Genomic DNA, 13,164 nt, shown 5'->3' with positions numbered 1-13,164 from the left:
TTTGAATGGCATTACTTCAAATCGCAGAGCCGGGTCAAAGCTCCGCGCCACACGAACATAAACTGGCAGCGGGCATCGACCTAGGTACGACCAACTCCCTTGTCGCGACAGTAAGAAGTGGTGAAGCCGCGACATTACCAGATGCCAACGGCAATAAGATCCTCCCATCAGCGGTTCGCTATGCGGATGACAGTATCACTGTCGGTATTGAAGCTCGTGATAACGCAGCACTTGATCCTGTTAACACCATCATTTCTGTGAAGCGTCTACTCGGCCGTTCACTTGCAGACGTGCAGGCTCGTTACCCGTCAATGCCATATTTACTGACAGAAAGTGATAATGGTTTGCCCGTTCTGCAAACCGCAGGCGGCGCAAAGAACCCGATTCAAGTCTCTTCTGACATTCTTAAAACACTTGGCAAGCGCGCAGAAGACTCTCTTGGTGGCGAGTTGGCTGGCGTGGTGATTACGGTTCCGGCGTATTTCGATGATGCTCAGCGTCAAGGCACCAAAGATGCTGCAAACCTAGCGGGTATGCATGTATTGCGTCTTCTTAATGAACCGACTGCTGCAGCTATTGCTTATGGGCTAGACAGTGGCCAAGAAGGCGTGATTGCAGTGTATGACCTAGGTGGTGGTACCTTCGATATCTCTATCCTGCGTTTATCGCGCGGTGTATTTGAAGTACTGGCGACTGGCGGTGATTCCGCACTGGGCGGCGATGACTTTGACCACCTCGTTGCCGACCACTTGCAGCAGCAAGCTGGCAAGTCTGAGCTTAATGCTCATGAGCAACGTGAACTACTGGACGCAGCTACACAGGCCAAAATCGATCTGAGCCAAAATGACGTTGCGACGGTAAACGTTCTCGGCTGGCAGGGTGAACTGACGAAGGCTCAGTTTGAAGACCTAATTCGTCCGCTTGTGAAAAAGACCCTGCTTTCATGTCGCCGTGCATTGAAAGATGCTGAAGTTGATGCAGAAGATGTTCTAGAAGTTGTCATGGTTGGCGGTTCAACTCGTACACCATTGGTTCGTGAAATGGTTGGTGACTTCTTTGGTAAAACGCCACTGACCAACATCAACCCAGATGAAGTTGTCGCAATTGGTGCGGCGATTCAAGCGGACATTCTTGCAGGTAACAAGCCCGACTCTGAGATGCTGCTGTTGGACGTTCTTCCACTGTCATTGGGTATTGAAACCATGGGTGGTTTGGTCGAGAAGATCGTTCCACGCAACACTACGATTCCCGTGGCACGTGCCCAAGAATTTACCACATTCAAAGACGGTCAAACGGCGATGTCTGTGCACATAGTGCAAGGTGAGCGTGAAATGGTGGACGATTGCCGTTCATTGGCTCGTTTCTCACTCAAAGGTATTCCTCCTATGGCAGCTGGTGCCGCACACATTCGAGTGACGTACCAAGTTGATGCGGACGGTCTACTGTCTGTAACAGCGATGGAGAAGAGCACGGGTGTTCAGTCGGAAATCCAGGTGAAACCATCTTACGGTCTCAGCGATGATGAAGTGACCAACATGCTCAAAGACTCGATGACTTATGCCAAAGATGACATGTTAGCGCGTGCATTGGCCGAGCAGCGTGTTGAAGCTGATCGAGTGATTGAAGGTCTTATCGCTGCGATGCAAGCGGACGGTGATACACTTCTAAACGAAGAAGAAAAACAGGCATTGGTTACAGCGATTGAAGCTCTGATTGAACTTCGCAATGGCGATGACGCCGATGCTATTGAACAAGGTATTAAAGACACTGATAAAGCGAGCCAAGAGTTTGCGTCACGTCGAATGGACAAATCCATCCGTGAAGCATTGGCGGGTCAATCAGTTGATAACATTTAGATCGAGGACTAAGTAGTCATGCCAAAAATTGTTGTTCTGCCCCATGAAGATCTCTGCCCAGAAGGCGCAGTGTTAGAGGCAAATGAAGGCGAAACTGTATTAGACGTAGCGCTAAAGAACGGTATTGGAATTGAGCACGCTTGTGAAAAGTCGTGTGCATGTACCACTTGTCACGTCATCATCCGTGAAGGGTTTGATTCACTAGAAGAGAGTGAAGAGCTTGAAGACGATATGCTTGATAAAGCATGGGGTTTAGAGCCTGAGTCGCGTCTAGGTTGCCAAGCGGTCGTTGCGGATGAAGATCTTGTGGTAGAGATTCCAAAGTACACCCTAAACCACGCATCTGAAGATCACTAATTAACTGGAGGATTCATGAGCTTAAAATGGACTGACTCTCGTGATATCGCTATCGAGCTGTGCGATCAATTCCCAGAAACCGACCCAAAAACGGTTCGTTTCACAGATTTGCATAAATGGATTACGGACTTGGAAGACTTTGATGACGATCCTAATCGCTCAAATGAAAAAATCCTCGAAGCTGTGATTTTATGCTGGATGGATGAGTACGATTAAACAGACTCACTAGTTAGTTTTACAAAAACGGGCCTTTGGCCCGTTTTTTTGTCGCACCATGTTACATTGTTATTAATTCCCATGGTGCAGTCATTGGTATTGTCTCTACATAGTGATAACATCATTTGATACACAGAATGCGACACAGCAGCTGAACTCAATCGGCAAGCTGCAATAATTAGATTTAAGACAAGGAGAGACCATGTCTAGCACAATGTCGGTATTTATTAGCCAAGAAGCGGCAGCGCCACAATGGGGCGAAAAGGCTATCATTTCATTCTCGGAGCAAGGTGCGACAATCCACATCGGTGAAGGTCACGATCTTGGCGCGATCCAACGCGCGGCTCGCAAGTTAGATTCACAAGGCATTTCAAACGCCACACTTGCAGGCGAAGGTTGGGATTTAGAGTCTTCTTGGGCGTTTTATCAAGGTTACCGTAATTCTAAGAAAAGCACTCAAGTTGAGCTTGCTGAACTAAACGAGCAAGATAAGAAAGAGCTAGACGCGCGCATCAAGGCGTCTGATTGGACGCGTGACATCATTAATAAAAGCGCAGAAGAAGTCGCACCGCGTCAACTGGCAACAATGGCGGCAGAATTCATTAAGTCAGCAGATCCAAAGCATGTGACTTACCGCATCGTTAAAGACAAAGATCTACTAACTGAGGGTTGGGAAGGCATTTTTGCTGTTGGTCGTGGCTCTGAGCGCACCTCTGCGATGCTACAACTGGATTACAACCCGACTGGTGATGAAAACGCGCCAGTATTTGCTTGTTTAGTGGGTAAGGGTATTACCTTTGATTCAGGTGGCTACAGTCTAAAACCGTCGAACTTTATGACGGCAATGAAAGCAGATATGGGCGGTGCGGGAACCATTACTGGTGGTCTAGGTCTTGCAATCATGCGTGGCCTAAACAAGCGTGCAAAACTGATCCTCTGCTGTGCTGAAAACATGGTATCGGGTCGCGCGCTCAAGTTAGGTGACGTAATTACCTATAAAAATGGTAAGACGGTAGAAATCATGAATACCGACGCAGAAGGCCGTTTGGTATTGGCTGATGGTCTTATCTACGCTAGCGAACAAAACCCAGAGCTTATTATCGACTGTGCGACACTTACAGGCGCAGCTAAAAACGCACTTGGCAATGATTATCACGCCATCATGTCATTTGATGACGAGCTAACGCATCAAGCGCTAACGAATGCGAACCAAGAGAAGGAAGGCTTATGGCCTCTACCATTGGCAGACTTCCATCGCGGCATGCTGCCATCGAACTTTGCTGATTTGTCGAACATCAGCAGTGGTGACTACTCTCCGGGCGCAAGCACGGCAGCGGCATTCCTGTCTTACTTTGTGGAAGACTATAAGAAAGGTTGGTTGCACTTCGATTGTGCTGGTACTTACCGTAAGTCGGGAACTGACAAATGGTCTGCTGGTGCAACCGGCATGGGTGTGCGCACACTCGCTCGTTTGCTAACCGAGCAGGCTAACAAGTAATTCAAGAAAATTATTACTAATAAAAGAACAACACGAAAGAAAAGGAACACCAATGGCCCTAGAAAGAACATTCTCTATCGTTAAACCGGATGCAGTTAAGCGTAATTTGATTGGTGAGATCTATCACCGTATTGAAAAAGCAGGTCTGTCTATCATCGCAGCTAAGATGGTTCATCTTACCGACGAGCAAGCAAAAGGCTTTTACGCTGAGCATGAAGGTAAACCGTTTTTCGATGATCTTCGTGCATTTATGACCTCTGGCCCAATCATGGTTCAAGTACTTGAAGGTGAAGATGCGATTTGTCGTTACCGTGAGCTGATGGGCAAAACTAACCCAGAAGAAGCTGCTTGTGGCACTATCCGTGCAGACTACGCGCTGAGCATGCGTCATAACTCAGTACATGGTTCAGATAGCCCAGAATCAGCAGCACGTGAGATTGAGTTTTTCTTTCCACAGTCAGAAATTTGTCCTCGTTAATTGAGTGCAGTTATGAGTAAAAAGGAGGCGTTGCCTCCTTTTTTATTACCTGATGCTTTTGTTGTGCAAAAAATGTTCACTTGGAAATGAACACCTTAATATTTTAGGGTTTTGTAACGCTTGTTGTAGGGGGCTAAAGCCTGTACAATTCGCGCCCTTAATACCATTTACCGTCATCGAAGAGGCACCATGACCACACAAAAAGTCAATCTACTCGATTTTGATCGCAAGGGCATGCGTCAGTTTTTCCAAGAGGAACTGGGCGAAAAAGCCTTCCGTGCTGATCAGATAATGAAGTGGATCTATCATTTTGGTGTCGACGACTTCGAGAAGATGACCAACATCAATAAGAAGCTGCGTGAGAAGCTGATTCGTTTGGCGGAAATCAAAGCGCCAACCGTATCTGAAGCTCAGCACTCTTCTGATGGCACCATTAAATGGGCAATGCGTGTTGGCGATCAAGACGTAGAAACCGTTTATATTCCTGATGATGATCGCGCGACGTTGTGTGTTTCTTCGCAGGTGGGTTGTGCGTTGGAATGTAAGTTCTGCTCAACGGCTCAGCAAGGCTTTAACCGCAACCTAAAAGTATCGGAAATCATTGGTCAGGTGTGGCGTGCTGCGCGCGAAGTCGGTCTTGAAAAAGAGACGGGTCGTCGCCCAATCACCAACGTGGTAATGATGGGTATGGGTGAGCCGCTGCTTAACATGAAAAACCTAATGCCAGCACTTGAACTGATGCTTGATGATCTGGGTTTTGGTCTGTCTAAGCGTCGTGTAACGGTATCAACCTCAGGTGTTGTCTCTGGTCTGGATCAGATGACGGGTCAAATTGACGTTGCGCTAGCGATCTCTCTGCACGCGCCAAACGACAAGCTTCGTAGCGAAATCATGCCAATTAACGATCGCTGGGATATCCAAGACTTTCTGGCATCTGTTCGTCGCTACATTGCGTCTTCCAACGCGAACCGTGGCAAGGTAACGGTTGAGTATGTGTTGCTTGACCATGTGAATGACGATATGGATCACGCACGCGAACTAGCGGAGCTTCTTAAAGATACGCCGGCGAAGATCAACCTGATCCCGTTCAACCCGTACCCGGGCTCGCCATATAAAAAGCCGAGCAACTCGCGTATCGACCGCTTTATGAAAACTCTAATGCAGTATGATTATACTGTGACGGTTCGTAAGACTCGTGGTGATGATATCGATGCCGCTTGTGGTCAGCTTGTCGGTGATGTGATTGACCGTACCAAACGTACGCAGCAAATTGCGGCTCAAAAAGGCCAGCAAGCAATACCGGTTAAAGCCGTATAATTCGCGTACTCAGATTGTGTTATTCAAAGCCAAGTTTCGACTTGGCTTTGTTGTATCCAGAGGTGAGTAAAAATAGCCGCTTCAATTCATCTCACAAACTCTGATCTTTGCCACATTTTCTAGATAAATAATTGAACAATAACGGAACAAATATAGTTTTCGTTAATCAAATACTACGAAATGTCGCCAGAAAAATATGAGTCGTGTTAATTTTTAATCAAAATTGTCACTATTTGCGCTGTTTTTACTCTGGACATTTTAACTCGCGTGGAGAATCGACTATGATGAGCAGTTCCAATCGAGATGATGCTGGCTAACTCAATCAGTCAGACAGAAATCATAATAAAATCGAGCGCTTTACAAACAGAGAAGTGCCGCAGTTGGCCATTTGGGACTATGCTGTATTGAACAGCTAGTGCGAGCGATTTACCAAACTAAGATCACGAACACCAATTAAAAATAACGAACGAAGCGTGTTGTGTCGAAGTGACAACCAATAAGAAGTACAACATCAATGAGTACTGAGCAAAATAACGCCACAGAACAGTCACCGCAAGCCGAGCAAGTGATACTTGCCGGTACCATTCTAAAGCAAAAGCGTGAGGCATTGGGTCTTACGCAGAAACAAATCGCCGATCGCTTGCGTTTGCGTGTCGCGATCATTCAGAAAATAGAATCGAACGAGTTCGATGGTGAACAAGTTGCAACGTTTACGCGTGGCTACTTACGATCTTACGCAAAAGCCGTAGGTATTGACGAACAAGAGGTGCTCGGCACCATCGAAAATCACAGTGCAGCCCAGCACTCCGAACAGCCCATGCAGAGTTTTTCGAAAAAAACCAATAAAGAAAGACACGATAGCCGCATCATGAAGCTCACTTGGGGTATTGGTGTGGTCATTATCGGTATTTCTTCGGTTTGGTGGCTGCAAAACCAACAAAAAGATACCTTGTCTGAAATCGCGGACACTACAAGCAATGATCCTGCATTTGAAGTGGAAGCCCCAGCAACTGAAAAAATCGCCACACTTGACGCAGAGCTTGTTGCCAATGAGCCAGAAGTGAAGACGCTCGATGTGTCAGCGATCGTTGCCACACCTGAAGAGCCACAAATTGAAGCACCTGAAGCTAGCCAAACTGAAGCGCCTGCTGAAGTAGAAGTTGCTGAGGTAGTGGAGCAAGCTGAACCTGCTGTAGCGGAGCCAAAGCCTGCTAATGGGCTGACAAATCTGACGATGTCGTTCTCTGGTGATTGCTGGATCCAAGTGAAAGACGCTGATGGCAAAACGGTATCGACCGGCATTAAAAAAGCGGGAGACAACCTAAGTCTGGAGGGCAAAGCGCCTTTCAAAGTTATTTTAGGTGCGCCTGAGAAGGTTTCTATGACATTAGCGAGTGAACCTGTCGACCTTTCTGGGTATACTTCAGGCAAAGTAGCTCGATTCACCTTACCTTAGAAAACACTATGCATCACGAATCACCAATTAAACGTCGTCCCTCTACGCGTATTTATGTGGGCGATGTACCTATCGGCGATGGCGCACCTATCGCCGTTCAGTCAATGACGAACACGCGCACGACCGATGTAGCCGCGACGGTTGCTCAAATCAAAGCTTTGGAAAACGTAGGCGCTGACATCGTTCGTGTCTCTGTTCCTACCATGGATGCGGCGGAAGCCTTCCGTGAGATCAAAAAGCAGGTTTCTATTCCGCTGGTCGCTGATATTCACTTCGACTACCGTATCGCGCTGAAAGTCGCTGAATACGGCGTTGACTGTTTGCGTATCAACCCAGGCAACATTGGTAATGAAGAGCGTATTCGTTCGGTTGTTGACTGTGCTCGCGATAAGAACATTCCAATTCGTATTGGTGTCAATGGTGGCTCTCTGGAAAAAGAGATCCAGATGAAATATGGCGAACCTACGCCAGAGGCTTTAGTTGAATCTGCAATGCGTCACGTCGACATTCTTGATCGTCTTAACTTTGACCAGTTCAAAGTGAGCGTGAAGGCGTCAGACGTATTCCTGGCGGTGGACTCTTACCGCCTACTGGCTAAGAAAATCGACCAACCGCTTCACCTAGGTATTACGGAAGCGGGTGGTGCTCGTGCGGGCTCGGTGAAATCATCGGTTGGCCTTGGCATGCTGTTAGCAGAAGGTATCGGTGACACGCTGCGTATTTCTCTGGCTGCGAACCCAGTAGAAGAAATTAAAGTGGGTTTCGATATTTTGAAATCACTGCGTATCCGTTCTCGCGGCATCAACTTTATTGCTTGCCCAAGCTGTTCACGCCAAGAGTTCGACGTGATTAGCACCGTCAACGCACTAGAAGAGCGATTGGAAGATGTGATCACACCAATGGACGTATCGATCATTGGCTGTGTGGTTAATGGTCCAGGTGAAGCCGAAGTGTCTCATCTTGGCCTAGCCGGCAGTAACAAAAAGAGTGCTTTTTATGAAGACGGTAAACGTCAGAAAGAGCGCTTTGATAACGATGACCTCGTTAATCAGCTCGAAGCAAGAATTCGAGCTAAAGCATCGATGCTAGATTCCGCAAATCGCATCGAAGTAAATGAAGTAGAAGACAAATAATCTCAACGAAATTACGGTATTAAACTGTGGCAAAAACTATTCAAGCAATCCGAGGCATGAACGACTGCCTCCCAACACAATCTCCACTTTGGCAAAAAGTTGAGAATACAGTGAAGCATGTGGTCAGCGCATATGGCTACAACGAAGTACGTATGCCAATCGTTGAGATGACCCATCTATTCAGCCGCGCTATCGGTGAAGTGACCGACGTGGTAGAGAAAGAGATGTACACCTTTGAAGACCGCAACGGCGATAGCCTAACACTGCGCCCAGAAGGTACAGCTGGCTGTGTTCGTGCAGGTATTGAAAACGGTCTGCTTTACAACCAAGAGCAGCGCTTGTGGTACATGGGCCCAATGTTTCGTCACGAGCGTCCGCAAAAAGGTCGCTACCGTCAGTTCCACCAATGTGGTGTGGAAGTATTTGGTCTAAACGGCCCTGACGTTGACGCTGAACTTATCATGATGACAGCACGTCTTTGGCGTGAGCTGGGTATCGACAAGCATGTTCGTCTAGAGCTGAACTCTATTGGTTCTCTAGAAGCGCGTGCTAACTACCGTACGGCACTGATTGCTCACCTAGAGCAGCACGTTGATGTGTTGGATGAAGACAGCAAACGTCGCATGCATACTAACCCGCTACGCGTATTGGATAGCAAGAACCCAGACGTTCAAGCGATCTTGGTGGACGCGCCTGAGCTTTCTGACTATCTAGATGAAGAGTCGAAAGCACATTTTGCAGGTCTGTGTGAACTTCTTGACGCGGCAGGTATCGAATATACGGTTAACCAACGTTTGGTTCGTGGCCTGGATTACTACAACCGTACTGTTTTTGAGTGGATCACTGAAAGCCTAGGAGCACAAGGTACAGTTTGTGGCGGTGGCCGCTACGACGGCCTTGTTGAACAGCTTGGCGGCAAAGCAACACCAGCAGTTGGTTTCGCTATGGGTCTTGAGCGTCTTGTACTGATGATGGAAACGCTTGAACTGACCGACGTTCGTCGTAGTGTTGATGCTTATGTCGTTACGGCCGGCGAAGGGACTATGATGGCAGGTATGAAGCTTGCCGAAAGTCTTCGTGAAGCAATCCCTGGTATTCGAGTGATGAACCACTTTGGTGGTGGTAACTTCAAGAAACAATTCAAACGCGCGGACAAAGTAGGCGCGGTTTATGCACTTGTGCTTGGTGAGACTGAAGTGGCTGAGAATACGGTCGTCGTCAAAGATTTGCAGGGTGGAGAGCAAGAAACTGTTGCTCAAACCGAGTTAGCCGCTAAATTAGCAGATATTATTTAAGTTTAAACCCAAGACAATAGGCAGCGAGGTTTCAGCTGCCTATTCGTTTAGGTAACGATTTCTTTTAAGAGGACAGGAAGTGGAACTCTACGATTCTGAAGAACAACAAGTTGAAGCGATCAAAGACTGGTGGAAAGAGAACGGCAAAGCCGTTGTGCTTGGCGTTGTTGTTGGTCTAGGTGGTTTATTTGGCTGGCGTTATTATCAAGATTCCGTTGTCCAAGCTCAGGAAGCAGCATCAGAACAGTACAGCAAAGCGGTTGAGTCAATTGTAGCGAAAGGCGCAGATTCAAGTGCAGATGTACAAGCGTTTATCGATACCAGCAAAGACAGCGAATACGCGGTTTTAGCGGCCATGCAATTGGCAAAAGCACAAGTAGAAGCGGGCAACTTTGAAGATGCTTTGACGCAGCTTCAGTGGGCTCAAAGCACTACGAAAGATGCGGCGATTACTCCTTTAGTGACTTACCGTATTGCACGTCTAATGATTGAGTCAGGCGACAATGCGGGTGCTCGCGCTGAACTTGATAAAATCACTGATGCAGCCTGGGCTGGTCGCGTGGCAGAACTTCGTGGTGACATTGCGATTCGCGAAGGCGACCGTGATGCGGCGTATACCGCTTACACCGAAGCGCAGCAAGCACAAGATGCTAGCCAAGCGCTACAGCTAAAATTGGATGATCTTGCCAAGTAAGGGCTATAGCCGATGAATAGACTCGTTAAAAAGGTATTACTTTCTATCTCGGTATTAGGTGTACTTGCAGGGTGTTCGAGTGAAGAAGACACCATCATTATGGCACCGCTACCGACAGTGCAAAGTGAGTTTACTCCTAGCTCGGAGTGGTCTTCGAGTATTGGCGATGGCGTTGGAAGTTTCTTCTCAAAACTGTCTCCTGTCTACGCGTATGACAAGTTGTTTGTTGCCAGCCGTGAAGGTGAAGTGAAAGCTATGGATCCGGAAACGGGCAAAACCCTTTGGCAGGTGGATATCACCGGCGAGGTGACGGCTCGACTTTCAGGTGGCATCGCTGCAGCCTATCAAAAGCTTTACATTGGCAGTGAAAATGGCGAAGTGATTGCCCTTGACGTCAACACGGGTGAAGAGCTTTGGCGAGCAGAAGTGAACGGTGAAGTTCTGGCGATGCCTGTAGCGGATTCCAGCCTTGTTATGGTACACACCAGTCAAGGCGTATTGACGGCACTAGAACAAACAAGTGGTGAAGAGCGCTGGGCAATCAGTACCGATGTGCCGAACTTAACACTGCGAGGTGATAGCGCACCAGTGACGGTTTCTGGTGGTGTGTTCTGGGGTACCGCGAATGGTCGATTGGCGGCAGCCATCATTGATCGTGGTCAGCTGATTTGGCAGCAGCCTGTGGGTACGCCAAAAGGTGCGACCGAGATTGACCGCTTGGTGGATGTTGATTCGTCACCAATTATCTTGGGTGGCACGCTGTACACTGTGGGCTTCAATGGTCAGTTAATTTCGATTGATTTGCGTTCGGGTAATCCAATTTGGAAGCGTAACTACTCTTCTGCCACAGACATGGCAACAGACAACCGCAGCCTGTTTTTGATCTCAGAAACGGATCACGTTATTGCCGTTGATGCGCGTAGTGGTACAGAGCTTTGGGAGAACAGCCAGCTTGAGAACCGTCAGTTGACAGCTCCTGTGATTGTCGATGGTTACATTGTGGTGGGTGACAGTCTTGGTTATCTGCATTGGCTAGATCGTCAAACTGGCGAGTTTGTAGCACAGCAAATGACGAATGACAGCGGCATGGCGGTGGGCCCAACATTGGTACCTGGCGGCTACGTGATCATCAATCGCGACGGTGAAATAAAGAAACTCACCATTAACTAGAAAGCGTGATATAATTCACAAACGGCTCCTGGCTGATTTTCAGTTAGGAGCCGTTTTATTGCTGCGAAGCAAAAGGATCTTTTCGAGCTCGGACAGATAGAATGCGTTGTGGTTATAGGAAAACGAAATCATTTTTACCTATAACTACAATAAGAAATTAAGTGTAGAGGTTAATATGTTACCTGTTGTTGCCCTAGTTGGACGCCCAAATGTGGGTAAGTCGACACTGTTTAATAGACTGACGCGTACGCGTGATGCTTTGGTAGCGGACTTTCCGGGACTAACGCGCGACCGTAAATATGGTCAAGCTCAACTGGGTGAGAATGAGTTCATTGTTATCGATACTGGTGGTATTGACGGCACTGAAGAAGGTGTAGAAACCAAAATGGCGGAACAATCGTTAGCTGCGATTGAAGAAGCTGACGTAGTACTATTCCTTGTGGATGGTCGTGCGGGTTTGACCGTTGCGGATGAAGCGATTGCTAACCACCTACGTAAAATTGAAAAGCCAGCTTTTCTTGTTGTTAACAAGGTAGATGGTATTGATGCTGATGCTGCAAGCGCTGAGTTTTGGCAGCTAGGTGTTGAAAACATGTATCACATTGCTGCGGCTCATGGCCGTGGTGTTACCGCTCTGCTTGACCGCGCCTTGGATCCTTTCTTTGAGCACCTATCAGAAGCTGAAGGTGAAATCGAAGATCTGACCATGTTCGAAGATGAAGAAGAGAAACTCGACTATACCGAAGAAGAAGCGGAAGCTGAGTATAAGCGTCTTCAAGATCAGCCAATCAAACTGGCTATCATTGGTCGTCCAAACGTCGGCAAATCAACTCTGACTAACCGTATTCTTGGTGAAGAGCGTGTCGTGGTTTATGACATGCCAGGTACGACGCGTGATTCCATCTATATCCCGATGGAGCGCGATGGTCGTGAATATGTTCTGATTGATACCGCAGGCGTACGTCGTCGTAAACGTATCAATGAAACGGTTGAGAAGTTCTCGGTGGTTCAAACGCTAAAAGCGATTGAAGATGCCAACGTGGTGTTGGTGGTTATCGATGCTCGCGAGAATATCTCAGATCAAGATCTTAGCTTGCTAGGTTTTGCCCTTAACGCAGGTCGCTCAATTGTTCTAGCAGTGAACAAGTGGGATGGTTTGGATACAGACGTGAAAGAGCAGGTGAAAAAAGAGCTAGACCGTCGTCTAGGCTTTGTGGACTTTGCACGTATTCACTTTATCTCTGCGCTTCATGGTACAGGTGTTGGTCACTTATTCGAGTCTGTTCAAGAAGCGTACAAGTCGGCTACGACACGAGTAGGTACATCAGTGCTGACTCGTATCATGAAGATGGCAACAGAAGATCACCAACCGCCTATGGTTCGTGGTCGCCGCGTGAAGCTCAAATATGCGCACGCTGGTGGTTATAACCCACCAATCGTTGTTGTTCACGGTAACCTAGTGAACGAGCTGCCAGATTCGTACAAGCGCTACCTAATGAACTACTACCGTCGTTCACTGGAAATCATGGGTACGCCAATTCGAATTAACTTCCAGAGCAGTGACAACCCGTTCGAAGGTAAAACGAGCAAGATGACACTTTCTCAGGAGCGCAAGCGTAAGCGCCTGATGACTATGATGAAAGGTCGTCCTAAAAAATAAAGCATTAGCGTAATAACGCCCTCTGAATTAAGAG

At 47.5% G+C, this 13,164-nt stretch carries 12 protein-coding genes; all 12 read left to right on the top strand.

Features of this window, described 5'->3' with window-relative positions:
* Positions 1 to 5: 5 nt before the first annotated feature.
* Entirely contained in the window at positions 6 to 1,856 is a 1,851-nt protein-coding gene (hscA, locus tag L4C42_RS16480) for a Fe-S protein assembly chaperone HscA (protein WP_353497933.1), read from the top strand.
* Positions 1,857 to 1,874: 18 nt separating this feature from the next.
* Positions 1,875 to 2,213 (top strand): ISC system 2Fe-2S type ferredoxin, encoded by a 339-nt coding sequence (gene fdx, locus L4C42_RS16475; protein WP_006072576.1) that lies wholly within the window; start codon positions 1,875 to 1,877, stop codon positions 2,211 to 2,213.
* 15 nt (positions 2,214 to 2,228) lie between these two features.
* Positions 2,229 to 2,429 carry a Fe-S cluster assembly protein IscX gene (gene iscX / locus L4C42_RS16470; protein ID WP_042476251.1) on the top strand — a complete coding sequence of 67 codons (201 nt, stop codon included), beginning with the start codon at positions 2,229 to 2,231 and terminating at the stop codon, positions 2,427 to 2,429.
* A 202-nt stretch (positions 2,430 to 2,631) separates the two neighbouring features.
* Positions 2,632 to 3,927, top strand: a complete 1,296-nt coding sequence (pepB, locus tag L4C42_RS16465; RefSeq protein ID WP_429761298.1) for an aminopeptidase PepB — start codon at positions 2,632 to 2,634, stop codon at positions 3,925 to 3,927.
* Between the two features lie 52 nt (positions 3,928 to 3,979).
* A complete protein-coding gene (gene ndk / locus L4C42_RS16460) occupies positions 3,980 to 4,405 on the top strand; it encodes a nucleoside-diphosphate kinase (RefSeq protein WP_042476257.1) in 426 nt (141 codons plus the stop codon).
* 189 nt (positions 4,406 to 4,594) lie between these two features.
* Positions 4,595 to 5,722 (top strand): dual-specificity RNA methyltransferase RlmN, encoded by a 1,128-nt coding sequence (rlmN, locus tag L4C42_RS16455; RefSeq protein ID WP_353497935.1) that lies wholly within the window; start codon positions 4,595 to 4,597, stop codon positions 5,720 to 5,722.
* 514 nt (positions 5,723 to 6,236) lie between these two features.
* Positions 6,237 to 7,178, top strand: coding sequence for a cytoskeleton protein RodZ (rodZ, locus tag L4C42_RS16450; protein WP_429761295.1), 942 nt, complete (start codon positions 6,237 to 6,239; stop codon positions 7,176 to 7,178).
* 8 nt (positions 7,179 to 7,186) lie between these two features.
* Positions 7,187 to 8,311: a flavodoxin-dependent (E)-4-hydroxy-3-methylbut-2-enyl-diphosphate synthase gene (ispG, locus tag L4C42_RS16445; RefSeq protein ID WP_353497936.1), complete on the top strand. Its 1,125-nt coding sequence runs from the start codon at positions 7,187 to 7,189 to the stop codon at positions 8,309 to 8,311.
* A 26-nt stretch (positions 8,312 to 8,337) separates the two neighbouring features.
* Entirely contained in the window at positions 8,338 to 9,606 is a 1,269-nt protein-coding gene (gene hisS / locus L4C42_RS16440; RefSeq protein ID WP_353497937.1) for a histidine--tRNA ligase, read from the top strand.
* Positions 9,607 to 9,685: 79 nt separating this feature from the next.
* The gene (locus L4C42_RS16435) at positions 9,686 to 10,300 is read left to right on the top strand and encodes a YfgM family protein (RefSeq protein WP_353497938.1); all 615 of its coding nucleotides are present in this window, start codon (positions 9,686 to 9,688) and stop codon (positions 10,298 to 10,300) included.
* Positions 10,301 to 10,312: 12 nt separating this feature from the next.
* A complete protein-coding gene (gene bamB, locus L4C42_RS16430) occupies positions 10,313 to 11,470 on the top strand; it encodes an outer membrane protein assembly factor BamB (RefSeq protein ID WP_353497939.1) in 1,158 nt (385 codons plus the stop codon).
* A 175-nt stretch (positions 11,471 to 11,645) separates the two neighbouring features.
* The gene (gene der, locus L4C42_RS16425) at positions 11,646 to 13,130 is read left to right on the top strand and encodes a ribosome biogenesis GTPase Der (protein ID WP_353497940.1); all 1,485 of its coding nucleotides are present in this window, start codon (positions 11,646 to 11,648) and stop codon (positions 13,128 to 13,130) included.
* Positions 13,131 to 13,164: the final 34 nt, after the last annotated feature.

Source organism: Vibrio wakamikoensis (assembly GCF_050337275.1).
Classification (GTDB): domain Bacteria; phylum Pseudomonadota; class Gammaproteobacteria; order Enterobacterales; family Vibrionaceae; genus Vibrio; species Vibrio chaetopteri.
Note: the sequence above shows the minus strand (reverse complement) of the source record. Positions and strands in the feature narration are given on the sequence as shown.

What these genes read in the sequence shown, in the direction of transcription:
- bamB (WP_353497939.1), top strand. Translation starts at nt 10,313, where the DNA reads ATGAATAGACTCGTTAAAAAGGTATTACTTTCTATCTCGGTATTAGGT.
- hscA (WP_353497933.1), top strand. Translation starts at nt 6, where the DNA reads ATGGCATTACTTCAAATCGCAGAGCCGGGTCAAAGCTCCGCGCCACAC.
- iscX (WP_042476251.1), top strand. Translation starts at nt 2,229, where the DNA reads ATGAGCTTAAAATGGACTGACTCTCGTGATATCGCTATCGAGCTGTGC.
- rodZ (WP_429761295.1), top strand. Translation starts at nt 6,237, where the DNA reads ATGAGTACTGAGCAAAATAACGCCACAGAACAGTCACCGCAAGCCGAG.
- der (WP_353497940.1), top strand. Translation starts at nt 11,646, where the DNA reads ATGTTACCTGTTGTTGCCCTAGTTGGACGCCCAAATGTGGGTAAGTCG.
- ndk (WP_042476257.1), top strand. Translation starts at nt 3,980, where the DNA reads ATGGCCCTAGAAAGAACATTCTCTATCGTTAAACCGGATGCAGTTAAG.
- ispG (WP_353497936.1), top strand. Translation starts at nt 7,187, where the DNA reads ATGCATCACGAATCACCAATTAAACGTCGTCCCTCTACGCGTATTTAT.
- pepB (WP_429761298.1), top strand. Translation starts at nt 2,632, where the DNA reads ATGTCTAGCACAATGTCGGTATTTATTAGCCAAGAAGCGGCAGCGCCA.
- fdx (WP_006072576.1), top strand. Translation starts at nt 1,875, where the DNA reads ATGCCAAAAATTGTTGTTCTGCCCCATGAAGATCTCTGCCCAGAAGGC.
- rlmN (WP_353497935.1), top strand. Translation starts at nt 4,595, where the DNA reads ATGACCACACAAAAAGTCAATCTACTCGATTTTGATCGCAAGGGCATG.